Annotated in this window: 20 protein-coding genes and 1 pseudogene; 13 read left to right on the top strand and 8 right to left on the bottom strand. The window is 71.8% G+C overall.

Annotated features, from left to right (window positions below):
- Window positions 1–59: 59 nt before the first annotated feature.
- Genes ABD419_RS00630 through ABD419_RS00610 form a run of 5 tightly spaced genes read left to right on the top strand, consistent with a single transcriptional unit; the run spans window position 60 to window position 5,709 of the window.
- Window positions 60–1,202 (top strand): WxL protein peptidoglycan domain-containing protein, encoded by a 1,143-nt coding sequence (locus ABD419_RS00630; protein WP_344480443.1) that lies wholly within the window; start codon window positions 60–62, stop codon window positions 1,200–1,202.
- Entirely contained in the window at window positions 1,199–2,689 is a 1,491-nt protein-coding gene (locus tag ABD419_RS00625) for an anchored repeat ABC transporter, substrate-binding protein (RefSeq protein WP_344480440.1), read from the top strand. The genes ABD419_RS00630 and ABD419_RS00625 overlap by 4 nt, the downstream gene beginning before the upstream one ends.
- Window positions 2,686–4,116, top strand: a complete 1,431-nt coding sequence (locus ABD419_RS00620) for a TIGR03773 family transporter-associated surface protein (protein WP_344480437.1) — start codon at window positions 2,686–2,688, stop codon at window positions 4,114–4,116. The genes ABD419_RS00625 and ABD419_RS00620 overlap by 4 nt, the downstream gene beginning before the upstream one ends.
- On the top strand, window positions 4,106–4,840 hold the full coding sequence (locus tag ABD419_RS00615; RefSeq protein WP_344480434.1) for an anchored repeat-type ABC transporter ATP-binding subunit: 735 nt from the start codon (window positions 4,106–4,108) through the stop codon (window positions 4,838–4,840). The genes ABD419_RS00620 and ABD419_RS00615 overlap by 11 nt, the downstream gene beginning before the upstream one ends.
- Window positions 4,837–5,709 carry an anchored repeat-type ABC transporter permease subunit gene (locus ABD419_RS00610; RefSeq protein WP_344480431.1) on the top strand — a complete coding sequence of 291 codons (873 nt, stop codon included), beginning with the start codon at window positions 4,837–4,839 and terminating at the stop codon, window positions 5,707–5,709. Before ABD419_RS00615 ends, ABD419_RS00610 begins: the two co-directional genes overlap by 4 nt.
- A gap of 50 nt (window positions 5,710–5,759) precedes the next feature.
- Here ABD419_RS00610 and ABD419_RS00605 read toward each other — a convergent pair whose 3' ends face one another.
- The gene (locus ABD419_RS00605; protein WP_344480428.1) at window positions 5,760–6,662 is read right to left on the bottom strand and encodes an AraC family transcriptional regulator; all 903 of its coding nucleotides are present in this window, start codon (window positions 6,660–6,662) and stop codon (window positions 5,760–5,762) included.
- Window positions 6,663–6,718: 56 nt separating this feature from the next.
- Here ABD419_RS00605 and ABD419_RS00600 point away from each other — a divergent pair, with 56 nt between their 5' ends.
- From ABD419_RS00600 to ABD419_RS00585, 4 genes are all read left to right on the top strand, one after another.
- Window positions 6,719–10,072, top strand: coding sequence for a DUF5107 domain-containing protein (locus ABD419_RS00600; protein ID WP_344480425.1), 3,354 nt, complete (start codon window positions 6,719–6,721; stop codon window positions 10,070–10,072).
- A 25-nt stretch (window positions 10,073–10,097) separates the two neighbouring features.
- Window positions 10,098–12,416 carry a beta-galactosidase gene (locus tag ABD419_RS00595; RefSeq protein ID WP_344480422.1) on the top strand — a complete coding sequence of 773 codons (2,319 nt, stop codon included), beginning with the start codon at window positions 10,098–10,100 and terminating at the stop codon, window positions 12,414–12,416.
- 70 nt (window positions 12,417–12,486) lie between these two features.
- Entirely contained in the window at window positions 12,487–13,806 is a 1,320-nt protein-coding gene (locus tag ABD419_RS00590) for a cellulase-like family protein (protein WP_344480419.1), read from the top strand.
- Window positions 13,807–14,176: 370 nt separating this feature from the next.
- Entirely contained in the window at window positions 14,177–14,635 is a 459-nt protein-coding gene (locus ABD419_RS00585) for a hypothetical protein (protein WP_344480416.1), read from the top strand.
- Window positions 14,636–14,813: 178 nt separating this feature from the next.
- On the opposite strand, the gene ABD419_RS00580 is transcribed toward ABD419_RS00585, so the two are convergent.
- From ABD419_RS00580 to ABD419_RS00560, 5 genes are all read right to left on the bottom strand, one after another.
- Window positions 14,814–15,392 (bottom strand): hypothetical protein, encoded by a 579-nt coding sequence (locus tag ABD419_RS00580; RefSeq protein ID WP_344480413.1) that lies wholly within the window; start codon window positions 15,390–15,392, stop codon window positions 14,814–14,816.
- A 2-nt stretch (window positions 15,393–15,394) separates the two neighbouring features.
- On the bottom strand, window positions 15,395–16,171 hold the full coding sequence (locus ABD419_RS00575; protein ID WP_344480410.1) for a maleylpyruvate isomerase family mycothiol-dependent enzyme: 777 nt from the start codon (window positions 16,169–16,171) through the stop codon (window positions 15,395–15,397).
- Between the two features lie 239 nt (window positions 16,172–16,410).
- Entirely contained in the window at window positions 16,411–17,412 is a 1,002-nt protein-coding gene (locus tag ABD419_RS00570) for a PLL family lectin (protein WP_344480408.1), read from the bottom strand.
- Window positions 17,413–17,537: 125 nt separating this feature from the next.
- Window positions 17,538–18,296: a class I SAM-dependent methyltransferase gene (locus ABD419_RS00565; RefSeq protein WP_344480405.1), complete on the bottom strand. Its 759-nt coding sequence runs from the start codon at window positions 18,294–18,296 to the stop codon at window positions 17,538–17,540.
- A 349-nt stretch (window positions 18,297–18,645) separates the two neighbouring features.
- The gene (locus ABD419_RS00560) at window positions 18,646–19,281 is read right to left on the bottom strand and encodes a fasciclin domain-containing protein (RefSeq protein ID WP_425555867.1); all 636 of its coding nucleotides are present in this window, start codon (window positions 19,279–19,281) and stop codon (window positions 18,646–18,648) included.
- A 211-nt stretch (window positions 19,282–19,492) separates the two neighbouring features.
- Here ABD419_RS00560 and ABD419_RS00555 point away from each other — a divergent pair, with 211 nt between their 5' ends.
- The 3 genes from ABD419_RS00555 to ABD419_RS00545 all read left to right on the top strand — a co-directional run bounded on the left by ABD419_RS00555 (window position 19,493) and on the right by ABD419_RS00545 (window position 21,703).
- A complete protein-coding gene (locus ABD419_RS00555) occupies window positions 19,493–19,972 on the top strand; it encodes a hypothetical protein (RefSeq protein WP_344480402.1) in 480 nt (159 codons plus the stop codon).
- A 132-nt stretch (window positions 19,973–20,104) separates the two neighbouring features.
- A complete protein-coding gene (locus ABD419_RS00550) occupies window positions 20,105–20,461 on the top strand; it encodes a YciI family protein (RefSeq protein WP_344480399.1) in 357 nt (118 codons plus the stop codon).
- A 3-nt stretch (window positions 20,462–20,464) separates the two neighbouring features.
- Window positions 20,465–21,703 carry an RNA polymerase sigma factor gene (locus ABD419_RS00545; protein ID WP_344480396.1) on the top strand — a complete coding sequence of 413 codons (1,239 nt, stop codon included), beginning with the start codon at window positions 20,465–20,467 and terminating at the stop codon, window positions 21,701–21,703.
- 380 nt (window positions 21,704–22,083) lie between these two features.
- Here the strand turns inward: ABD419_RS00545 and ABD419_RS00540 are convergent.
- A pseudogene (locus ABD419_RS00540) lies at window positions 22,084–22,185 on the bottom strand (TetR/AcrR family transcriptional regulator); the annotation flags it as partial.
- A 132-nt stretch (window positions 22,186–22,317) separates the two neighbouring features.
- Between ABD419_RS00540 and ABD419_RS00535 the strand changes: the two are divergent.
- Window positions 22,318–22,887 (top strand): permease-like cell division protein FtsX, encoded by a 570-nt coding sequence (locus tag ABD419_RS00535; protein WP_344480393.1) that lies wholly within the window; start codon window positions 22,318–22,320, stop codon window positions 22,885–22,887.
- A gap of 19 nt (window positions 22,888–22,906) precedes the next feature.
- On the opposite strand, the gene ABD419_RS00530 is transcribed toward ABD419_RS00535, so the two are convergent.
- Entirely contained in the window at window positions 22,907–23,365 is a 459-nt protein-coding gene (locus ABD419_RS00530; protein WP_344480389.1) for a hypothetical protein, read from the bottom strand.
- Between the last annotated feature and the right edge of the window lie 56 nt (window positions 23,366–23,421).

The following is a 23,421-nucleotide window of genomic DNA, read 5'->3' as shown; positions in this document are numbered from 1 at the left end:
CGGCACCAGAGCCTCGCCGCGGCCCGGGGCCGCCCCGCACCACGACCCGAGAGACCCCCGTGAGATCCATCCTGATCCCCGCAGCGGCCGCGATCGCGGTCCTGCTCGCCGCGAGCCCGGCTGCGGCGCAAGAGGAACCAGCCCCCTCCACCTGGGGCGTCAACCCGTCCAGTCAGGACGGACCGGACGGGCGCGCCGCCTTCGACTACGCCCTCGACCCCGGCGCCACGGTCATCGACTTCGTCGGCGTCTCCAACTTCGGCACCGAACCGATCACCCTGCGGCTGTACGCCTCCGACGCCTTCACCAGCGAATCCGGCGCGTTCGACCTGCTCCCGGCCGACCAGGAGCCCGTGGACGTCGGGTCGTGGATCGGGTTCAACGAGGACACGCTCACCATCGCCCCGCAGACCCGGCTCGACGTGCCGTTCGCGCTCCACGTCCCCGCGGACGCCACCCCCGGCGACCACGTGGGCGGGATCGTCGCCGCCGTCACCGAGGAGTCGACCGACGCCTCGGGAGACGACCTCCTCGTGGAGCGCCGCGTCGGCGCCCGCGTGCACCTGCGCGTCTCCGGCGACCTCGACCCCGCGCTCGACCCCGACCTGGACCACCTGACGTACCACTACGACTGGAATCCGGCCGCGCCCGGCACCGCGAGCTTCGACTACGAGATCGAGAACACCGGGAACGTCAGGCTCCAAGGCGACCTCGTCGCCCGCTTCGCAGGCCCCTTCGGACTGCTCGAGCGCGAGATCACCATCGCCGAGCTTCCGCAGATCCTCCCCGGCGACCGCTACGAGGGCACCGCCGAGGTCGGCGGACTGTGGCCGCTGCTGCGCCTCGACGTCGAACTGGTGGTGCGGCCCGAGGCCGTCGACCCCGCGGACGCCGAGTCCCGCATCCCCTCCTCCAGCCACGAGGAGCGCCTGTGGGCCCCGCCCTGGACGCAGGCCGCCGTCCTCGCCGCGCTCGGCCTCGTGGCTTTCATCTGGCTCAAGATCCGCAAGCGCCGCAGGGCGAACGGTGCGACGACCGCGCTGAAGCCCCCGCAGCCCGCCGACAGCGGGGCCACCGGTCCCGGACCCCGCGCCGACGACGGGGCAGGCCCCGACCCGTCCGAACCGGACACTCCCGACGACCCTGCCGCCGACGCCTCCGGGGCGACCGCCCCCGCACCCTCGAAGGAGACCTCCGCATGAAGCGGGTCCTGACCGCCCTCACCGCGGCCGCGCTGCTCGCCGGATGCGCCGGCACCGGCGGCGACGCCGACGGCCTCCAAGTCGTCGTCACCACCGAGCTCATCAAGGATTGGGTCGAGGAGGTCGGCGGCGATCGCGTCGACGTCGAGACGGTCGTGCCTCCCGGCGGCGACCCGCACTCCTACGAGCCGAGCCCGCGCGACGCCGCCACCGTCGCCGGCGCCGAACTCGCCTTCACCAACCACCTCCTCCTTGAGGACCACCCGCTCATCAAGCTCTTCGATACCAATGTCCCCGAAGGCTCGCCGAACATCTCCCTCGCCGAGAACGCCGAGCCCTACGGCGCCAAGCTCCTCCCGCTGGTCGAGAACATCACCCTCGACACCGTGTGGCTCGGCTTCGGCGTCCGCGGCGAGACCCAGGACCGCGCCGCCGAGATCACCGTGCACCTGACCGGCTACACCGGTCCCGGCCAGGCCACGATGTTCCTCACCGACGCGTTCGGCACTCCCGAGATCTACTGGAACACCGCCGACGGCCTTACCTCGACAGACGCGATCACCCTGCCTCCCAACGCGCACACGCACGTCAACTGGACCTTCAGCGAACCGGGCGTGTACACCCTCGACATGGCCGCGACCCTCACCGACGCCGGCTCGGTCACCGAGGAGGGCACGGGCACCTTCACGTTCGCCGTGGGCGTCAACCCGCGCGAGGTCCAGCCCGGCGCCACCGTCGTCGACAGCGGGCACGTGGACCTCACCGCCGACCTCGACACCGGCGTGTTCTTCGCCCGCGACGACGACCGCGGCGAGCTCGCCGCCGCCGACGTCGTGATCGACGTGCCCACCAAGGCCGTCGAGCAGATCCCCGACAGCGAGCTGTTCGCGTTCCTCGGCGCGCCCGGCGCCGACATCTACCAGCTCCCGCAGGCCGTCCTCGGCAAGCACGTCCACGGCGAGGTCGACCCGCACGTGTGGCAGTCGGTCGCGAACGCCAAGGCCTACGTACAGGTCGTCACCGACGCCCTCATCGAAGCGGACCCCGACGGCCGCGCGTACTTCGAGGAGCGCCGGGACGCCTACCTCGCCGAGCTCGACGACCTCGACGCCGAGGTCGCCGCCGCGATCGACACCATCCCCGAGGAGAACCGCCAGCTCATCACCACCCACGACGCCTTCGGGTACCTCGCCGACGCCTACGGCATGCAGATCGCCGGATTCGTGGTGCCCAACCCCGCCGCCGAACCCAGCGCCCGGCAGGTCGAGCAGCTCACCGAGACCATCGCCAACCTCGACGTGCCGGCCGTGTTCGTCGAACCCAACCTGCAGGCCCGCGCCTCCGTGCTGCGCCAGGTCGCCGAGGACCTCGACGTCGAGGTCTGCACCCTGCACGGCGACGCCCTGCCCCAGGACGCCCCCACCTACATCGACATGATGCGGCAGAACGCCTCCGAGCTGAGCCGCTGCCTTGGAGAAGACTCATGAGGAAGCATCTGATCCCGCTCGCCGCGCTCGCGGCGACCCTGCTGGCCGCCGCGCCCGCTCACGCCCAGGAACCTGAAGGCATCGCCGAGTTCGACACCGGCGGCGCCGGAGTCGCGATCGACGGCCCCGCGGCCCTGGACACCGTCCCGTCCCTGGTACCCGACCGGGAGGACTTCGCGTTCCTCGGCGAGGCCGGCGACCTCGTCTGGATCGCCGGAGCCGACGCCGAAGGGACCTTCCCCACCCTCGACGCCTCCGCCGCCGACACCGACCTGACCCTGGCGCTCACCAAGACCGAGGGCCCCGGCGACGTCTGGCTCTACACCTTCACGGGCCCCGGCCTGGCCGAGCCGCTCGCCTCCACTGCGGATGAGGGGTCGTTCACCGTCGAAGCCGGAACCACGACCCCCGTGGTCCTCGCCGTCGACGCCCCCGGCGAGTACACCATCGAGCTCGCCGCCCGCGAGGACGGCGGCCGCGCCGCCGTCGCCACCACCGCCCACGGCCAGGCCGCGTCCTCGGCCACCGCCACCTACGCGCTCACCGCCGCACCCGCGACGACCGAGGAAGCCCAGGTCATCGCCACCGCAAACCCCGGCGGCACGGACGGCGCCGCGCAAGCCGACACCTCCTGCACCGTCATCGGCGACGGCCACATCGACATCGGCCCCCGCTTCGTGGACGGCGCCTGGACCGCGCAGCTGCGCGACGACACCGGCTCCGAATCGGTGTGGCGCGACCTCGAAGACGTCGTGCTCACCGCCCCCGACGCGGCCCTGTTCCCGATCCCCGAAGGCGAGGAGTACGCCTTCCTCGGCGCGCCCGGCGACGAGATCTACCTGCTCCCGCAGGTCCAGGCCGCCGGCATCGTGTGGCCCGGCTGGAACACGCAGGACAAGACCGTGATCGACGGCGTCCCCGGCTCGGTGGACTGGAACCTGACCGAGGTCGACGGCCCCGGCGAGTTCACCGTCTTCCTCTCCAACACCTTCGGCGGCGCGGACGTCCTGTTCGACTCCTCCGAGGCCCTGCCGCAGACCGTGAGCATCCCCCGCAACACGCACGCCCACGGCAACTGGACCTTCACCGAGCCCGGCGTCTACCTGCTCACCGTCGAGTTCACCGGCACCACCGGCGACGGCGAGGCAGTGACCGACACCAAGAACGTGCAGCTCGCCGTCGGCGACGCCACCGACCCGAACGACGGCTGCCACGGCGACGGCGGCAGCGGCGACACCGCCGGCGACGACAACGACGATGACGACAACGGGGGCTTCCTGCCCACCACCGGCACCGGCTGGCTCCTGTGGGGCCTGGGCGCCGCCGCGATCGCCGTCGTCGTCGGCGCCGTCATCATGATCGCCACCCGCAAGCGCCGCACGGCCGCCGACAACACCACCGCCTCGGGAGACGACGATGCGAACTGACGCCCTGCGCGCCGAGGCGCTCACCGTCTCCCTCGGCGGCCGCCGGGTCCTCGACACCGTGGACCTGGCGGTCGACACTGGCGAGACCGTCGGCCTCATCGGCCCCAACGGCGCGGGCAAGACCACACTCCTGCGCGCCGTCATCGGACTGATCAAACCCGACCGCGGCACGATCACCACCGGCGCGGGCAGACCCGGTTACGTCCCCCAGAAGCACGAGTTCACCTGGGACTTCCCGATCACCGTCGGCGGCGCGGTCCTCAACGCCCGCACCGGCACCCGCTGGCTGGTCCCACATCGGCGCGCGGACCGGGACGCCGCGGACGCCGCCCTCGACCGCGTCGGCCTCGCCGACCTCGCCGACCGGCCCGTGGGGGAGCTCTCGGGCGGACAGCGCCAGCGCGTCCTCGTCGCCCGCGCCCTCGTGCGCGAACCCGGACTCCTCCTGCTCGACGAGCCCTTCACCGGCGTCGACGTCCCCACCCAGGAACTCCTCACCGAACTCCTTGGCCGCCTCGCCGCCGAAGGCACCGCGGTCCTCATGACCACCCACGACCTCGCCCAGGCCCGCGCCACCTGCACACGCCTGTGCCTGCTCAACCGCACCGTCGTCGCCGACGGCCCGCCCGCCGAGCTGTCCGACCCCGACCTGTGGCTGCGCGCCTTCGGCGTGGCCGCCTCCGGCGAACTCAAGGCCCTCCTGGCCGGAACGGACCCCCGATGATCGAATGGCTCGCGGAGCCCTGGTCGCACCTGTTCATGCAGCGGGCGTTCGCCGTCGCCGCGATGGCCGCCGTCGTCTGCGTCGTCGTCGGCGCCTTCGTGGCGCTGCGCGGCATGGCCTTCATCGGCGACGCGGTCGCCCACGCGGTCTTCCCCGGCGTGGCGATCGGCTTCGTCCTCCACATCAACCTGACCCTCTCGGGGGCGGTCGCCGGCATCGCTACCGCGCTGGCGATCGTCCTCATCAGCCAGACCCGCAGGCTCAAGGAGGACACCGTCATCGGCGTGTTCTGGGCCGCCGCGTTCGGCCTGGGCATCGTCATCGTCTCGACCCAGGACTCCTACACCGGCGACCTCGCGTCCTTCCTGTTCGGACAGATCCTCGCCCTCGGCGACACCGACGTGATCACCGTCGCGGTCGTCGGCGCCGCACTCGTCCTCGTGACGTTCGCACTGCGCCGCCAGCTCATCGCCGTCAGCCTCGACCGGGAGACCGCCCGCGCCTCCGGCCTCCCGGTGCTCGCGCTCGACGTCGTCCTGTACGTCATGGTCACCGCGGCGATCGTCGTTTCGCTCCAGGCCGTGGGGAACATCCTCGTGCTCGCGCTGCTCGTGACCCCTTCGGCCGCGGCCCGGTTCCTCACCGACCGCCTCGGCACGATGATCGGGGTCGGCGCCCTCATCGCCCTGTTCGGCGCGGTCGCGGGCCTCTACCTGTCCTTCTACTACAACCTCGCGGCCGGGGGCCTCATCGTCCTGGTCATCACCGGCCTGTTCCTGCTCGCCTGGCTCTTCGCGCCCCGGCACGGCCTGCTCACGCGCCGCAGGAAGCCGTTGGAGCGCAAGGAGACCGCGGAGGCGGCACGGTGAGTGACGAAGCCGTCCCTGACACCGCCGCGGCCCGTGTCCGAAAGGTCTGGTCAGGTGTCGAGGGGGCGGGTCCGATAGGCGGTGGGGGTCATCCCGTGCTGCCGGTTGAACTGCCGTGAGAAGTACAGCTGGTCGTCGTACCCGGTTTCGCGGGCGATGGCGGCCACTGGGAGGTCGGTGCCGTCGAGGAGTTCGCGTGCCCGCGCCATTCGCAGCTGGACCTGGTATTGGAGGGGGGAGACCCCGAGCTGGGTGCGGAACAGCGAGCTGAGCTGGGACTGGCTCATGCCGACCATCGACGCCAGTGCGGTCACCGGGGTCCGGCGCGGGGTGGTCTCCTGCAGGTGCTGGACGGCCCGCTCCAGTGGGCTGAGGTTGGAGCCGGGGCTGCGGCGTCCGGTGGCGATGACGTGGGCGAGGGCGTGCCAGGCCGCGCCGCTGGCGTGCACCATGGCGGATACGGTCAGGCCGGAGTCGAGGGCGTCGATGACCTGTGAGACCAGGCTCGCGACCGGTGCGGGGTCGCGCAGGTGCGTCACGCGGCCGCCCGCCGCGGTGCGGGCGGCCCGGGCCAGGTCCGGTGCGTCGGTGCCGGTGAAGTGGAACCACCAGAGGGTCCAGGGGTCGTCTTCGGCTGCGCCGTAGGCGTGGGGGAGGTCCGCCGGGATCAGGACCACGCCGCCGCGCGAGACGGTGTACCGGGTGCCGTCGACCGTGCACCAGCCGGCGCCTCCGGTGCACACCAGGAGGATGTGCTCGGCGGCTCCGTTCGGGCGCGATCGCCCGTGCCGGGCGGCGTGGGGGAAGTATCCGGCGTCGGTGACCAGGAGCCTCCCTGTGACAGGATGGCGGAGCGCCTTGTCGGCGGTCGGGCGGGGGACGACGAGCATCCGCTGCCCGGCGAAGCCTTCACGGATGCCGTCGTCGTCGGTGACGATCGTCGGTTCGTCCATATCCACCAGTGAAACGACCATCGACAGCCATGTCAAGTCCTCGTAGGGTCGAGGTCATGCCAACCGAAGCATCGAGGATCGTCCTACCCGAGGCTCCCGCCGCGCTCGCGGGCCGGCCCGTGCAGGCGTGGCGGGAGGCGGTCGCGATCGACACCTATGCGCCCGCCGCTCCCGACCGCTACCCGGCCTACCTGGACCAGCGCGTCTACCAGGGCTCCTCGGGCGCGGTCTACCCGCTGCCGTTCATCGACGCCGTCGCACGCGAGAAGGCCGCTCGGGACTGGGACGCGGTGCACCTGGAGAACGAGTACGTGCGCCTCATGGTGCTCCCCGAACTCGGCGGACGTATCCACATCGGACTCGACAAGACCCGCGGCTACGACTTCTTCTACCGCAACGACGTCATCAAGCCCGCCCTCGTCGGCCTCGCCGGGCCCTGGGTCTCCGGCGGCGTCGAGTTCAACTGGCCCCAGCACCACCGTCCCGCCACCCACCTGCCCGTCGAGACCCGGATCGAGACCGAGCCCGACGGCGCGGTCACCGTCTGGTGCTCCGACCACGACCCGTTCGCGCGGATGCAGGGCATGCACGGCATCAGGCTGCGGCCCGGCAGTGCGCTGGTCGAACTGCGCGGGCACCTGGTGAACCGCAGCGACGACGTGCAGACCTTCCTGTGGTGGGCGAACGCGGCCGCGAAGGCGGGGGAGGACTACCAGTCCTTCTTCCCCACCGATGTGCGCGTGGTCGCCGACCACGCCAAGCGCGCGACGACGACGTTCCCCGCGGCCGAGGGCCGCTACTACGGCGTCGACTACCCCGCGCGCCGCACCGCTGAGCGCCCGGACGGCGACCGGCTCGACCGGTACCGCAACATCCCCGTGCCGACCTCGTACATGTGCCTGGGCACCGAGGACGACTTCTTCGGCGGCTACGACCACGCCGCGGGCGCGGGGTTCGTCCACTGGGCCGACCACCGCATCGCGCCCGGCAAGAAGCAGTGGACGTGGGGCGACGCGCCGTTCGGCCGGGCCTGGGACGGCCACCTCACCGACGACGGCGGGCCCTATGTGGAGCTCATGGCCGGCGTCTTCACCGACAACCAGCCCGACTTCGCCTTCCTGCGACCCGGCGAGACCAAGACCTTCTCCCAGTACTGGTACCCGATCCAGGACACCGGCCCGGTCCATCAGGCAACACTGGACGCCGCAGTGCGCCTCGACCTGGAGGACGGCACGATCCGCATCGCGGCGGCGGCGACCGCCCCGCGCGCGGGCGCGAGGGTCGAGCTCCGGGCCGACGACCGCCTCGTCCACGAAGCGGTCGTCGAAATCGCTCCCGGCGCGCCCTACATCGCCCGCGTCGACCTGCCTGGACCGGTCGCCGAGACCGCGCTCGAACTGCGCGTCGTACACGAAGAGGAGGTCCTCGTGTCATGGCGGCCCCACGCGGCCCCGCCGGAGCCGGCCGCCGCCGAACCCGCGACCGAACCCCCTGCGCCCGCCGACATCGACTCGCTCGACGAGCTGTACCTCACCGGCCTCCACCTCGACCAGTACCGCCACGCCACCCGCAAGCCGGAACCGTACTGGGAGGAGGCCCTGCGCCGCGACCCCGGCGACGCCCGCTGCAACACCGCCCTCGCCGCCCGCCTCGCCCGCACCGGCCGCCTCGCCGAAGCCGAGGCCCACCTGCGCACCGCCGTCGCCCGCTTGACCCGCCGCAACCCCAACCCACGCGACGGCGAGGCCCACTACCGCCTCGGCCTCGTCCTCGCCCGGCAAGGCCGAACCGCGGAAGCCAAGGCGGCCTTCGGAAAAGCCGTGTGGGACCAGGCATGGGCCGACGCCGCGACCGTCGCCTCCGCCCGCCTGGACCTCCGCGACGGGCGGTACGGCGACGCGCAGGCCACGCTCGCGGAGCTCATCGCCCGCAATCCCGGCCATGCGCAGGCGCGGAACCTCGCGGCGCTGACCGCGCGGCACCTCGGTGACACCGCGCTGGCCGCGGCACTCGTCCGCGGCACGCTGGAGCGGAACGCGCTCGACGCGTGGGCCCGCGACCTCGCCGCCCGGTTCGGCGTCGAGGCGGCGCCCCCGACGACCGATCCGACCACCGCCCTCGATGTGGCGCTGGAGTACCGGGCCGCCGCCGCTTGGACGGAGGCCGCCGACGCCCTGGAGTCCGCCGCGGGTCTCGACGCGGTCCCCGGGCAGGTCAACATCGCTCCGATCTCCTGGCTCCACCGCGCCGACCTCGCGTTCGAATGCGGGGAGCCCGAGGCGGCGGACGCGGCGCTCGAACGGGCCCGCGCCCTCGACCGCACCTGGAGCTTCCCTTCCGCCGGGGACGAGGACGCCCTCACCCGCCTGCGCGAACGCCGCCCCGACGACCCGGTCGTCGCCGCACTCGCCGGGCACTGGTGGTACGCCGCAGGGCGCCGGGCCGAGGCGATCGCCGCCTGGGAGGTAGCCGCCCCCACCGAAGACCCCGTGGTGCTGCGCAACCTCGGCGTCGCCGCCCACAACGTGCAGGGCGACGCCGAGCGCGCCGCCCACTGGTACGAGCGCGCCCGCGCCGCGGCCCCCGACGACGCCCGCCTCCTCTACGAAGCCGATCAGCTCCAATGCAGGCGCGGTGCCGACCCTGAGTCGCGGATCGCCGTGCTCACCGCCCGCCGCGACCTCGTCGAGACCCGCGACGACCTCACCGTGCAGCTCGCCGAACTCCTCACCGCCGCGGGCCGCGCCGAGGCCGCGCTCGACGTCCTCGCCGGACGTTCGTTCCAACCCTGGGAGGGCGGCGAAGGCCGCGTCCTCGCCGCCTGGGAGGAGGCGCAGCTCGCCCTCGCCCGCGACGCCCTCGCCGCGGGCGACGCGCACCGCGCCACCGTCCACACTCGAGCGGCCTTGGCCGGCGCCTCCAACCTCGGCGAGGCCCGGCACCCGCTCGCCAACACCGCCGACCTGCACCTGGTCCTCGGCGACGCCCTCGCCGCCGCGGGCGACCGCCAGGGCGCCCGGACCGCGTGGGAGGAGGCCGCCGCCCAGCAGGGCGACTTCCAGACCATGCGGGTCCAGGCCCACTCCGAACGCACCGCGGCCGCGGTGACCGCGCTGCGCCGACTCGGCGAGACGGACGCGGCACGAGCGCTGCGCGACGACCTCGCCCGCTACGTCGAGGAGCAGTCACAGGCCACCGCGCGCATCGACTACTTCGCGACCTCCCTGCCGACCATGCTGCTGTTCACGACCGACGTGCAGGCCGCCCACGACCGCCGCGTGGAGGTCCTCCGGGCCCAGCTCGCGCTCCTCGACGGGGACGACGGCCGCGCCGGCCGCCTCGCGCGAGCGGTCCTGGCCTCCGACCCGCTCAACGCCGCGGCCCGCGCCCTCGCCGCCGCGGCCCGATGAACTCGCCCGCACGCAAGGGAGCGTCATGAACGACCGACCACCCGTCCGCGAACTGCGCGTGCACCGGCCGGGGCCGCCCGTGCGCGACCACCTGCCGTACGGGGAGCCCGCATCCGCCCCCGACCGGATCGCGATCACGAGCCGGTGGATCGAGCGCGGCGGCCGCCCCTGGATGCCGATCACCGGCGAGATCCACTACTCGCGCCTCCCGCGCGAGCGCTGGAGCGAAGTCCTCGGCCACGCCCGCGCCGGCGGCCTCGACTCCGTGGCCACCTACGTCTTCTGGGCCGCGCACGAGCCCGAACCCGGACGGTTCGACTGGTCCGGGAACCGCGATCTGCGGGCCTTCGTCGAGCTCGCCGCCACGCACGGCCTCGACGTCATCGCCCGCATCGGGCCCTGGGGCCACGGCGAGTACCGCTCCGGCGGCTTCCCCGACTGGCTGGTCGAACGCGGCCTCGACACCCGCACGAACGACCCCGCCTACCTCGACCTCGTGCGGCCCCTCTACGCCCAGATCATCGCGCAGCTGCGCGGCCTCACCCACGCCGAGGGCGGCCCGGTCATCTGCGCCCAGATCGAGAACGAGCTGTACGACCGACCCGACCACCTGGCGACCCTCCGCGAGACCGCTGAAGCGCTCGGCCTCCACGTGCCTATCTGGACGGCCACCGGCTGGGGCGGCGCCCAGGTCCCGGACATGCTCCTGCCCGTGTACAGCGCGTACTCCGAGGGCTTCTGGGAGGACGAGCACGTCGAGTGGCCCGCGTTCGCGCCGTTCCACTTCCGCTACTCCGAGGTCCGCGACGACCTGAGCGTGGGCGCCGACCTCCGCGAGGCCCTCGACGGCATCGCCGCCGCCGACGCCGGGACGCAGGACGACCTGCGCCCGTTCGCGACCTGCGAGCTCGGCGGCGGCATGCACGTCGCCTACCACCGGCGGCCGCTCGTCTCGCCCGAGGACGTCGCCAATCTCGCCCTCGCCAAGATCGGATCGGGATCGGCGTGGCAGGGCTACTACATGTACGCCGGCGGGACCCAGCGCACCGGCCCCCACGGGACCGAGCAGGAGTCCCACGCCACCGGCTACCCCAACGACGTGCCGCAGCTGACCTACGACTTCCACGCCCCCATCGGCGAACACGGCCAGATCCGGGCGCACCACCACCTGCTGCGCCGCCAGCACCTGTGGCTGCACGCCGACGGGCACCGCATCGCCGCCATGGACGCCGCCGTGGGCGGCGGCAGCGACGACCCCGCCGAACTCCGGTGGGCCGTGCGCTCCGACGGGACCAGCGGCTACCTGTTCCTGACCACCTACCAGCCTCCGAAGCGGCCCCTCGCCGCCCAGCGCCAGGTCCAGGTCACCGTCCGCTTCGACGACGCCGACGTCACCGTCCCGAGCACTCCGGTCGACGTGCCCGCAGGCCATTCCCTCGTCTGGCCCCTGCGGTACCCGCTCACCGCGGTCCTCGAACTGCGCAGCGCCACCGCGCAACTGCTGACCCGCATCGCCGACGGCGACGGCGAACTCGTCGTCCTCGCCGCCACAGACGGCATCCCGGTCGAGATCGTCCTCGGCGACGGCACCACCGTCGACCTCCCGGCGCCGCCCGGCCCGGACTGCATCGTGCAGCTGGACGGCGTGCGCCTGCTCGTCCTCGACGAGGCGAACGCGAACCGCCTCTACCGCCTCGACCTCGCCGGACGCGAACGCCTGGTCCTCTCCGAGGCACCGGTCTACGCCGACCGCGGCGACCTGGTCGCCCACCCCGAGACCCCGCACGTGCGCATCGCCGTGCTGCCTCCACCCGAGGCGTTCACCGCCACCGGCGCCGACCTCGAACCGCCCGCCGACGCCGGACCCTGGCGGACCTGGACGCTCACCGCCCACCACACCGGCCCGGTCCCCGTCGCCGTCGAGACCCGCCCGGCGACCGGCCAGGCGCCTGTGCCCCGGCGCGGCGGCCCCCTGGACCGCCTCAGCGCCCCCGTCGATTACAGCGGCGCGACCGTCGTCCGCATCGAGGTCCCCGACTTCACCGGCGCCGACCGCGCCTTGCTGCGCCTGCGATGGACCGGCGACACCGGACGCGCCCACATCGGCGACGCCTTCGTGTCCGACCACTTCTGGCACGGCCGGCCCTGGGACGTCGACCTCACCGCGCACGCCGCCGCCGTCGCCGATCACGGAGTGCGGCTCGAGCTGCTCCCGTGGCGCGCCGCCACCGGCGTCTGGGTCGACCCCTCGGTCCGCGGCGTGCCGGACGGCGTCGCCGTCGAGTCCGCCACGCTCATCCGAATCGGACACGTCCGCCTCCGCGCGGAAGGACCACGGCGATGAGCCTCGACCGCGGACGCCGTGTGCTGCACAGGCAACCCGCCTCCGGACTCACCGCAGGCGCAGTGACGTCATGACCATTCCGATCCCGCAAGGAGCCACCGCCATGATCCCCGCCCACCTGCCCGAACGCCTCGCCATCTCCCTCTGGGACTTCTCCTGGTACGTGCGCACCGGCCCCGGTGAGCCCTTCGAAGACCTCGACGCCGCCTTCGCCAAGGCCGTCGACCTCGGCTACAACGCCGTGCGCATCTGCGCGATGCCGTTCCTGCTCTTCAAATCCGGCGTCGACACCAGTGAGCTGCGGCTCGAACCCCTCGGCGGCGACTACGGGTCCCGAGTGCGCTGGTACGACCTGCGGAAGCCGACCGTCATCGACGCCAAGGCCCACCTGCTCGACTTCTTCCGCGCCGCCGACCGGCACGGCGTCTCTGTCATCGTCTCGTCCTGGGAGTACCAGCAGAGCCCCGCCTTCGCGGACGACCCCGCCTGGTACGAAGCGCTCCACGCCGTCGACCCCGACGACCGCCTCACCGTCCTCGCCGAAGCCCAAGCCGACCTCGTGGACTTCCTCGCCGAGCACGACCTGGCCCACACCGTCGCGCTCGTGGAGCCGCACAACGAGGTCCAGATCGGACACCTCACCGCCGGCCTGCCCGGCGTCGAGGACGCCGTGGTCGAGCTCCAGGGCCGCCTCGAAGCCGGCATCGCCGCGTTCCAGGCCCGCCACCCCGAGGTCCTGTGCGCCCCGAACTACGGCGGCGTACCGGTCGGGTCGCTGCGCGGACTGCCCCGCAACGCCACCGCGCTGGTCTTCCATCCTTACGTCTACGGCGTCCTCGACGACCTCATCGAGGAGTTCGGCCTGCGCCGCCCCGCGGCGGACTTCGACCAGGAACACGCCGCCGCGATCCTGCGTCCCGACGCGCCCCCGATCGCCGAGTGGGCGCTGCCCGAGGCGAACGCGTGGAAGCTCAAGGCGTCGATCATGCAGCCCACCGAGATCTACGTCCACGACTGGTGCGATCCCGAGCAGTTCGACCGCTGGCTGTACGACCACTACGGCGCCCACCGAATCGCGATGGCGAACCGCCTCCGCGACTGGATCGACACCGCCGCGGACCACGCCGCACGGATGGGCGTGCCGCTCGTCTTCGGCGAGGGCTGGGTCGGCTACACCCCCCGCGACGCCCACTTCGAAGAAGGCCCAGTCGGCGCCGGGCTTTGCCGCGACGCGATCACGCACTCTGTCCGCGTCGGCGCCTGGGGCTCCATGGTGTGCTCGAACGCCGCCCCGCAGCACGCGATGTGGGCGGACGAGGCACTCCAACGCGAGTGTAACGAGCTCCTGCGAGCGGTGGAAGGGTCGAGGTCGAGGTCGAGGTCGAGGTAGAGCGTAAGGGCGCCCAGCTTCCGGTCGCCGACGAACGCGATGATCCGCTTCGCGGGCGTCCGGTCGGCATGTAAGCGTCAGTGTGAAGGGATTGGTACCGGCTCATCGCTGGGAAGTACGTACTTGCAGCGAAGGCCAGCGCCGACCTGAATCCGCGGCTCGGCTGTTCGTAGAGGGTGTCCCGGGATGATCCGGTTCCAAGAAACGAGAAGCACTGGCTCGGCCGCTCAGCTCCTGATCGTCGACTGAGCCGTTCGCTGCCTCTTCGGTCTTGATCCATGCACAATCCGTGCAGGAACTGTGCAGGTCGAAACCATGCTGGTGCAACGGATGCTGCAATCGCACGTCCACCACCAGAAAGGACGACCCGATGGGAAATCGGATTCTCGCTGCGCTCGCCGCCCTTATCTCGGCATTCGCGCTCACCAGCTCGATGGCCGTCACCGCGGCCGCAGCCGCATCCAGTGACGTGAAGGCGGCCTACCTCTACCCCAGAGCCGACCGATTTGACACGGACCTCTGCCCCTGCACCGTTCCGGATGACTGGGACGGCACGTACTTCGAGCACGACGCCGGCGGCTATGCCGTGAAGCTCTACATGTTCGACGGTTTGGAACTGGCCGGGAAGGTCGAGTTCCATCCTCAAGATGAGCGTGTCTACGTCTACGACACTCTCGTGGACGGGGTCACGATCACCGCCGAGGTAGCGGGGAAGACCTATGTCCCCAAGAACGGGTACTACGACCTGGAATTCGCTGAAGGCCAGTACGTCATGGTCAAGATGATCGCGTCCGAGGGCACCAGAACCGAAGCGCATGCCACCGCCTGAATCCGCCCGCAACGTCCGACCGCGGCGACGGCGCCGCGGTCGGCTTGTCTTGCGAGTCGGTTCTCATGAGAATCAAGGGTCGGTGAGGTGGTCAGGAGTCGAGTTGTCCTGGATCGACGACGGCAGCCCTGCCGGGGATACCGATCCATTGAGGAGTATCGCCTAGGCGGGCGGTCGGTCAGCCCGTGAGTTGGATTGCCTGGGCTGCCAGGTCTTCCAGGTAGGCGTCGGCGTCTGCGGTCGAATGCGCGGCCGGATCGATCCAGCAGAAGGTTGCGATGGTGCGGTTGCCGTCGAGGACCATGAGCTGCCGTTTCTGCGGTTCACCGGCGGGGCCTTGCGCGAAGAGGAACGCGGCGTCGCCGAGGCCCGGGACCTCGGTTGCGCCGTCGTCGGCGTTCGCGGCCCACCATGCGTGCTCGTCGTCCCAGTACGTCTGCGCTGCTTCGGTACTGGTCCAGGCGTCGATGACGAGGCCGCCGCCGTCCTCGTCGTCGTGGCTCCAGTCGCAGGCGAGGTCGCCGCCGGAGCCGGGGCCGCCGTCGTCGGGGCCCTGGCCGAACAGACGCTCGTAGGAGGCCAGGTCGAAGTCGTGGCAGCCGGTCTCGGCGAGGTCCGCGCCGTTCGCGTTGCGGGTGTCGCGTATTTCGGTGAGGACGAAGAGCGTCGCGGCCATGGCGACCGCGAGGGACACGACCACCGTACCGCCGATCATCCAGAGGTTCCGCTCGCGGTGCGGGGGAGGGGGAAGGATCACGGTCAGTCGGTGACCCAGTCCATGTGCTCGATCCAGCGGTCGAGCAGGGCCCGGTCGCCCTCGATCTCCAGCGACGGGGCCGCCGCGAGCGGGCGGCGCCGGCTGATGACGAGGAGGAGGTCGGTGGCCGGTCCGCTGAGGGTGAGGTCGGCTTCGCCGTGCTTGCGCTCCAAGGCGACCCGGTCCCGCTCGCGGCGGGCCAGCCACTCCCCGGTCGCGTCGGTCGCGTGGAAGTGCAGCGTCTGACCCTCGCCGCGCATGCCGTCGGCGAAGTCCGGGCGGTTCTCCCAGTACCCCTCGGAGGTCAAGGTGTCCAGCCAGTCCTCGACGGCCTCGACGGCGTACTCGGGCCGCAGCCGGTAGTCGGCGTCGAGTGCCGCGGTGCCGTCGGCGCGGTGGACGCACGCCTCGCCGAAGAGGCGGCGCGACCAGAACGGCACGCCCGCGGCGGCTCCCGAGGGGTCCCACACGGGGGTGTCGTCGGCGACGGACGTGAAGGCCCGCTGGGCCTCGGCCGCGCCGTCGTTGAGCCAGTCGCGCCACCGCGCGGGGTCGGCGGGGGCCGGCACGTAGCGGGCGAACGCGTCGGCGGGGTCGGACATCCGGTCGTCCACGAGCATCGTCACCATGCGCTGCACCGAGCCGACATGGTCCACGAGGTCGTACAGCTTCCACTTCGGACAGGTCGGCACGGGCGCTGCCGCGTCCCCGCCGTCGACGAGGTCGGCGAACTCGCGCGTCTGCTCGACCACGCCGTCCAGGTATGCGGACGTCTCCATCACTGATGCCTCCAAGCGCTCCTTCGGACCCAGTCATTCCACGCGTTGCGCGCCGCCGTGCAAAGGCGCCGTTGGAATCCGTTGGAACGACCCGCCGGGCCGGATTCACGTCGAGCGCAGACCTTCGCGACTGCGGAGGCTCGTGGGAGGGCGGCGGGGCGCGTCCGCGCGCGGCCTCGTACTGGTCGGGACGGCATCGGGGCCAGCGGCGTGCGCCGCGGGCCCCGAAATCCGATGTCCTACGCGATCGGCGTTCCGGCCAGCGCCAGCTCGCCCGGTGCGGTCGCCATCCCGGCGGACGAGACCGTGCCGACCTTCTGCCAGGTGCCGTCGGTGCGGCGGATCGTGTGCTTGACGACCTGCCCGGCGCCGGTCAGGTCGATCAGCCCGAGCTGCGTCTCTCCGCCCACGTTGGCGGCGCTGATCGCGATGGGCTTCAATCCGCTCAGCGCGGCCGGCTTGGCGAATCGCTGCCAGGTGCCGTCGCCCTTGCGGATCGCATGGTGGAGCAGGTAGTCGGAGGTCCGGGCGATGACCTGGAGCTGCGCGCCGGTCCCGGCCAGCGCCACCCGGCTGACGTCGCCGATCTGGCCGGCCGAGTTCTCGACGTTGGCCCAGGAGCCCCAGGTCCCGTCCGCCGCGCGGATGTTCAGGAAGATCGCCCCGTCCACGACCGCGGCCACGTGCAAAGTGGAGCCGACCCTCGTGGCGGCCAGGTGGGTGATGCTCGTGAACGTCCGCAGGCGGACCCAGGAGGCGTCCCAGGTGCCGTCGGCGCCCCGCGAGGTGTGGCGGACGGCGCCGTTCGCGGCGGTGAAGACGTGGAGCCGGCCGTCGAGTGAGGTCGCCGCGACCTGGGCGACGCCGGTCGTGCCCGAGGCCGAGGGGATCGTCTCGAACGGCGTCCAGGTCCCGTCGGCGGCGCTGCGGAAGCGGTGCCGCGGGGCCGTCCCGTTGATCGAGGCGACCACGTGCAGATCCGTGGACACTCCCGACGCGGCAACGTAGTACAGCGTGCCGTCGGTGTCGAGCCCGCTCCACTCCGGGTCCCAGGAGCCGCTCCCGGCCCGGGTCCGGTGCATGAGGCCGCCGTTCGCCAAGCCCGTCAGAAGGTGGGCGTTCCAGTCGGCGGGCGCAGCCGAGGCCGCGGCGGGCGCGAGCGAGCCCAAACCGGTGCCGAGCAGTGCGGCGGGGACGGCGAGCAGCGTCTTGTGGAACCGGCGGCGGTCGATTTCGGTCATGTGCGAGTCCTTCTGCCTGGGCTAATGGTCCCGGCAAGTCTCACCGCGCCGGGACCCGCGGACAAGGCGGAACACCGGCGGTCAACCGGCGGGACGCGTGCAGGACCGCCCGTGCGCCTCGCAGCTCACGACCGGACGGCACGGGCCACAGTGACGATCGAGACCGAGGCGGCGGGATCGAACGGCGAGCGGTCGAACCGTCCGAAGCGTTCGGCCACCTCGAAGCCGGCTGCTGCGAGCAGCCGGTCCAGGGCCGCGGGTCGGATGAACCGCAGGAAGCGGGACGCGGTCAAGGGCTGATCCCAGTGCGGGCCCTGGAAGACGGTCGTGAGGGGGACGAGTCCGTTCGCGTCGGGCTCGCCCGCCTCGTGGTGGATGCGGACGGTCGCGCCGAGGGGATCGGTCGTCTCGTAGGGGTGGTCGGGGTTCCAGTCCCGCCATGCGGCGAGCTCGGGGTTGCGGGTGTCGAAGGCGAAACTGCCGCCGTCGACGAGCGAGCGGCGCACGGCCTGGAGCGATGCCAGGATCGTCGCGTCGTCCAGCAGGCATTGGAACGCGTTGCCGCTCATGAAGGCCAGCGCGAACTCGGCCTTCCAGTCCGCCTCCGCCGCCGTGCCGAGCCGCCATTCGGCGGCGTCGGTCTCGCGGGCCTGGTCGAGCATCGCGGTGTCGGGGTCGATCCCGGTGAGGCGGCCGGCGTGGCCTTCGGCGCGGGCGCGGCGCAGGATCGTGCCGGTGCCGCAGCCGACGTCGAGCACCGTCGGTGCGTCCATGACGAGGTCGAGGTAGAAGGCGTCGGCGATCCCCCAGGGGTTGAGGCGGTCGTACAGCAGCGCGTCGAGCGCCTCGCCGTCGAGGGCGGACGGGTCGTATTCGAGAGTCACCGCGCCAGTATCGAGGAGGCGCGTCGGCGCCGCAATCGGAATAGCCGGTCAGGTGCCGTCGAGGTCGGGACGGACGGCACAGAGCGCCGGCCAGGACGGCTCCTGGCCGGCGCTCCCCTGCGCATCCCCGTGTCCGGGCCGCCGGCTCGGACGCAGACGTCGGCATTGCTCGTGGTTCGGCGGGTCCGGTGGTCGTGGCGACCACGGCCCCGGGCCGTGTCAGACCCGGGCGGTCCCGCCGGTCTGCTCGAGTACGCGCAGGCTTCTCACCGCCGGGCTCGCTCGATGGGCGGGTTCCCGGTCGGCCTGGGCCGCCGGGAACCGGAGCGAACCTCGCGCGGCGCGAGTCTTATGCGGGCATCAGGACGGTGTCGATGATGTAGACGGTGGCGTTGGCGGTCTGGACGTTGCCGCAGACCACAGCCGCTTCCCCGTTGACGGTGAAGTCCTCACCGGAGCCTTCGACGGTGAGCGTGCCGCCCTGGAGGGTGGTGTGCTCGCCGGCGAGGGCGTCGGGGGCCAGTTCGCCGGCCACGACGTGGTAGGTCAGGATGCTGGTGAGCATCTCCTGGTCGGCCAGGACGGCGTTGAGGTCGGCCTCGGGGATCTTGGCGAACGCGTCGTTGGTGGGCGCGAACACGGTGATGTCCTCGGCGCTGTTGAGCGTGTCGACCAGGTCGGCCTCGCCCACGGCGGTGACGAGCGTGGACAGGACCGGGTTGTTGGAGGCGGCGGTGGCGACCGGGTCGTCGGCCATGCCGGTGAACGAGCCCTCCCCGTCGGCCGGGACGGCCGAGCACGCCGCACCGAACTCCCCGGCCGGCGCCATCTCCGCAGACGACTCCGCCATCGTCTCCTCGGTCGACATGGCGTCGTCAGCGGTGTCCTCGCTGCCGGAGTCGTCGGAGCCGCAGGCGGACAAGGCGATCGCGAAGCCCGCCGCCATGGCGAGCGCACCGGCGCGGTTCAGCATTCGAGTGCTCATGGGTATTGCCTCTCATCTCGGGTGTCGAGGGCGGGCGCGCTCGGCGCCCGGCCATGCCCGATATTCGGCACCGCGACGACCCCGGATGGGTCCGCGACCAGAATTTTTCCGGACCATTCACCCTTGCGGCTACAAACCGCAGGTCAGAGCTGCTTGAGCTCCGTTCGCGTGCGAACCCCGTCCGGCTTCGGCATCCAGGAGAATCGGAGCCATGACCCCTACCCCGGTCCCAGCGGAGATCACGATCCGATACGCGACGTGGTGGATCGTCGGCGGCGCCGTGCTGCACGTAATCCTCGCTGCTGCCAGCGGACTCGTGATGCACGCCGACGGTGTCCCGATCTGGTTCGCAGGGCCGGTGTTCTTCGGGCTCTCCGGGGCGGTCAGCACCCTGATCGTGGCGACCGGCGCCTACCCGTACGTCCGTGTCACCCATCGCCAGATCAGTTACTCGGTTCCGTACTCCAGCGTGCGCCGGCGTGTGGCGCTCGGGCCGGGCGACCGTGTCGTCGCGAATGCCGACGGCTTGTACCACTGGCACTGGCCCGGCCAATGGGACACCCTTGCAGTCTCCCCCTCTCTCGCCAACACCAAAGACTGGAACACTCTCCGGTACTGGACCACGGGCCCGCGCCCGGCGGCACCCGTCGAGCGGCGGAGCGACTCACGCGGGACCGGCTCGACCGTTTGAAGTGCTCCTGCGTGGCGGGAGCAGGACACGACCCGGCCGAAGTCTTTCGTCCCGGTTGTCGATCCGGGGCCGTCGCCGTTCGTCGTGGAGGCGAGGGTCCAGTCCGGGTCCTCGAAGTGATGGGATGGACCGATGACGAAGTACATGATCCTGATCTACGGGGACGACCAGCAGTGGCAGGCGATGACCGCCGAGCAGCGGAAGGCGCATGCCGCCGCGCACGACGCGTTCACCGCCAAGGCCGGTGCGGCGATCCTCGGGGGTGAGGAGCTGGAGCCCGCGACGGTGGCGACGTCGCTGCGGTCGGACGCGTCCGACCGGGTGACGATCACCGATGGGCCGTTCCTCGAGACCAAGGAGGTCGTCGGCGGGTTCTACCTGCTGGAGGCCGCCGACATCGACGAGGTCACCGCTCTCGCGTCGCTGCTGCCGGAGGTGCACCACGGCCACAGCGGCGTGGAGATCCGACCGGTCGTCGACCACGGCTAACTCGTGGACGACGACGTCAACGCGGCGGTGGCGCTGGCTCACCGCCGCGACTGGGCCCAGGTCCTCGCCACCACCGCGCAGCTGACCCGGGACCTGGACCTGGCGGAGGAGTGCACCCAGGACGCGTTCGCGCAGGCGCTGCAGACGTGGCCGCGCGACGGCGTCCCGGCGCGGCCCGGGGCCTGGCTGACCACGATCGCGCGGAACCGGGCCCGGGACGTGCTGCGGCGCGAATCGGCCTTCCGCAGGTCGATGCCGCTGCTCGTCGACGACACCGCGGTGCCCGGTCCCGAAGACGCGCTGGACGACGACCGGCTGCGGCTGGTGTTCACCTGCTGCCACCCCGCCCTGTCCCCGGAGGCGCAGATCGCACTCACCCTGCGGCTGGTGTGCGGGCTGTCCACAGCCGAAGTGGCCCATACGTTCCTGGTGTCGGAATCGACCATGGCCGCACGGATCACCCGCGCCAAGAAGAAGATCCTCAAGGCGCGCATCCCCTACCGCGTCCCCGCCCCCGAGCACCTCGACGAACGCGTCGACGCCGTCCTGGAGGTCGTCTACCTCATCTTCACTACCGGGCACGCCGCCCCGGACGGCCCGCACCTGATCCGCAAGGACCTGATCGCGAGCGCGGTCGGCCTGGCCCGCATGCTGCATCTGCTCATGCCCGCCGACGCCGCGGTCAGCGGCCTGCTCGCGCTCATGCTGCTCATCGACGCCCGGTCCGCCACCCGGTTCTCATCCGAGGGACGCCTGCTGCTCCTGTCCGAACAGGACCGCAGCCGCTGGAACACCCGGCTCGTCGCCGAAGGCGTCTCCCTGCTCACCGACGCCCTGGCGCGCCGGCCGCCCACGCGCTACGCCGTGGAAGCCGCGATCGCCGCCGTCCACGCCGAGTCGCCCGCCTGGGAGGACACCGACTGGTCCGAGATCGTGGGCCTGTACGACACGCTGCTGCGGCTCCGTCCCTCCCCTGTGGTCGCGCTCAACCGCGCCACCGCGATCGGACTCCGCGACGGACCCGCGGCCGGCCTGCACGCGCTCGCCCCGCTCGAAGCCGAACCGGCGCTGGCGGGGTACGGGTACCTCAGCGCCGCCCGCGCCGACTTCCTCCGCTTGCTCCACCGGTGGAGCGAGGCCGCCCTCGCCTACGAGGAGGCGATCGCCCTCACCGGCAACGACGTCGAACGGTCCTTTCTCGCCGCACGCCTCGCCGAGGTCCGAGCCCGCCTGGAGCACTGAGCGCGTTCGGCATCGGCCGCATCGCGCTTCAGCGACCGGTGAGCAGGGCCGTGAGTGCGGCCGCGAACTGTGCGGGGCGCTCGACCGGGCCGAGGTGGCCGCCGGGGAGTTCGGTGAGCGGCAGGCCGACTCGTGCCGCGAGGGCGGCGGTCGTCCGGTAGGGGAGGACGGCGTCGGGGTGCTGGGCCAGGTGAGCCGTGAGCGGGCCGAAGACCCGCCGTGGCCGGCGCCTCCGGGGATGAGCAGCAGGGGCGGTCCTTCGTCGCGGCGCTGATAGTCGACGGCGGCGTTCGCGAGGGGGATGGTGCCGTTGCGCATCGTTCGCTCCTGTCGGGGTTCAGAACTGCGACCAGAGGCACGAGATGCCGGGTGGCGGCCTACCTTCCCGGGTGCGCGGTGGCGAAGTCCCGGTAGGCGTCGGCGAAGGCGCTCAGCGCGGCCCGGCCGGACCGCCCGGCCAGGGCCGCGCGGATTCGCCTCGCTCCGGTACGCACGCCGGATCCATGATGGACGAATGGCCGCGTGGCTCCTGTTTGCCTTTTTGGACTGATATGCGCCCGTTCGGATCCCGGCAGGCGATGGGAACGCTTGCAGCCGCTCGGTACGCTGCGTTCATGTCCACAATCCCTGTCAAAGCGAAGCGGCCCCTCGGTCGAACACTCGCGATCGCACTCGTGTGCGTGGCAGTGGCGGCTGCGGGGACGATCGCGTACCTGCTCCTCCGCGACGATTCGGCCGCGACTCCGGTGTTCCCCGGTGACCACCACCTGATCATCTACCTCCAACGCGACATCGAGGCCGACACCATGGAGCAGCTCGAGTCGGCGCTCCAGGAGCATCCGCTGACCGAGGAGATCCTGTTCGAGTCCCAGGCCGACGCCATGGAGCGGTTCCAGGACACGTTCGCCGACAGACCCGACCTTGTGGACTCCGTGGAGGCCGACGACCTGCCGTCCGCGTTCCGGGTCAGACTGACCGACGGCGACCGGGCCGAGGAGTTCGTCCAGGAGTTCGAGAACGCCGAGGGCGTCTACCAGATCAGCGATCTCATGGAGCTCTACCGGTACTGGGTGCCGGCCTGCATCGAGTTCGAGGACGAGGGCATCAAGCCTGCCGAGGACGACACCGAATCGGTCCTGTACGAGATCCAGCAGGCGTGCAGCAGCTTCGGCTACGACCTCTGATCGGACGGCCCCGGTCCGGTCAGAAGCCGGACCAGGAGTCCGGTTGATCGCCGGACGAGTCCGGGAAGCCCATCGGCTGGACCTGGCCGGGGCCTTCCTCGACGTCGTCCGGCGCCTCGGCGAAACGGGACGCGATCCTGAACCAGGCGATGCAGCAGAGCACCGCGAAGACGGCCAGCACCGCCCACACGACCGGACCGCGCCCGAACAGCAGCACCACCGCGGTCGGCACCGCGAAGACGACGACGAACATGGCGATGTACAGCGCCTCGAACACTTGCCGCCTCGACACCGTCCAGACGAGCGCGGGCACGACCATGAGCGTCCCCACCGGTATCGCCCACCAATGGCGCTCCGGCGCAGCGAAGAAGACGACCAGGAGCGTCAGCCCGAGCACAGGCAGGAGGTACACCGCGCTCGCGCCGAGGAACTCGAGGGCGGTCCTGGTTCGCTTTCCCTGTCTTAGGCTGCGGCTCATCGGCTCAGGCTAGCCAATCCGGTGCCCGGCGACGCGGATCCGCGGCCGTGGGATCG

The organism is Glycomyces endophyticus (genome assembly GCF_039531525.1).
In the GTDB taxonomy this organism is placed as follows: domain Bacteria; phylum Actinomycetota; class Actinomycetes; order Mycobacteriales; family Micromonosporaceae; genus Glycomyces; species Glycomyces endophyticus.
This window is presented reverse-complemented; position numbering and strand designations above follow the sequence as displayed.

Excerpts from the sequence above, each read along its gene's own strand:
- ABD419_RS00625 (WP_344480440.1), top strand. The coding sequence starts at position 1,199 with ATGAAGCGGGTCCTGACCGCCCTCACCGCGGCCGCGCTGCTCGCCGGA.
- ABD419_RS00620 (WP_344480437.1), top strand. The coding sequence starts at position 2,686 with ATGAGGAAGCATCTGATCCCGCTCGCCGCGCTCGCGGCGACCCTGCTG.
- ABD419_RS00615 (WP_344480434.1), top strand. The coding sequence starts at position 4,106 with ATGCGAACTGACGCCCTGCGCGCCGAGGCGCTCACCGTCTCCCTCGGC.
- ABD419_RS00610 (WP_344480431.1), top strand. The coding sequence starts at position 4,837 with ATGATCGAATGGCTCGCGGAGCCCTGGTCGCACCTGTTCATGCAGCGG.
- ABD419_RS00605 (WP_344480428.1), bottom strand. The coding sequence starts at position 6,662 with ATGGACGAACCGACGATCGTCACCGACGACGACGGCATCCGTGAAGGC.
- ABD419_RS00600 (WP_344480425.1), top strand. The coding sequence starts at position 6,719 with ATGCCAACCGAAGCATCGAGGATCGTCCTACCCGAGGCTCCCGCCGCG.
- ABD419_RS00595 (WP_344480422.1), top strand. The coding sequence starts at position 10,098 with ATGAACGACCGACCACCCGTCCGCGAACTGCGCGTGCACCGGCCGGGG.
- ABD419_RS00590 (WP_344480419.1), top strand. The coding sequence starts at position 12,487 with ATGACCATTCCGATCCCGCAAGGAGCCACCGCCATGATCCCCGCCCAC.
- ABD419_RS00585 (WP_344480416.1), top strand. The coding sequence starts at position 14,177 with ATGGGAAATCGGATTCTCGCTGCGCTCGCCGCCCTTATCTCGGCATTC.
- ABD419_RS00575 (WP_344480410.1), bottom strand. The coding sequence starts at position 16,171 with ATGGAGACGTCCGCATACCTGGACGGCGTGGTCGAGCAGACGCGCGAG.
- ABD419_RS00570 (WP_344480408.1), bottom strand. The coding sequence starts at position 17,412 with ATGACCGAAATCGACCGCCGCCGGTTCCACAAGACGCTGCTCGCCGTC.
- ABD419_RS00560 (WP_425555867.1), bottom strand. The coding sequence starts at position 19,281 with ATGAGCACTCGAATGCTGAACCGCGCCGGTGCGCTCGCCATGGCGGCG.
- ABD419_RS00555 (WP_344480402.1), top strand. The coding sequence starts at position 19,493 with ATGACCCCTACCCCGGTCCCAGCGGAGATCACGATCCGATACGCGACG.
- ABD419_RS00550 (WP_344480399.1), top strand. The coding sequence starts at position 20,105 with ATGACGAAGTACATGATCCTGATCTACGGGGACGACCAGCAGTGGCAG.
- ABD419_RS00535 (WP_344480393.1), top strand. The coding sequence starts at position 22,318 with ATGTCCACAATCCCTGTCAAAGCGAAGCGGCCCCTCGGTCGAACACTC.
- ABD419_RS00530 (WP_344480389.1), bottom strand. The coding sequence starts at position 23,365 with ATGAGCCGCAGCCTAAGACAGGGAAAGCGAACCAGGACCGCCCTCGAG.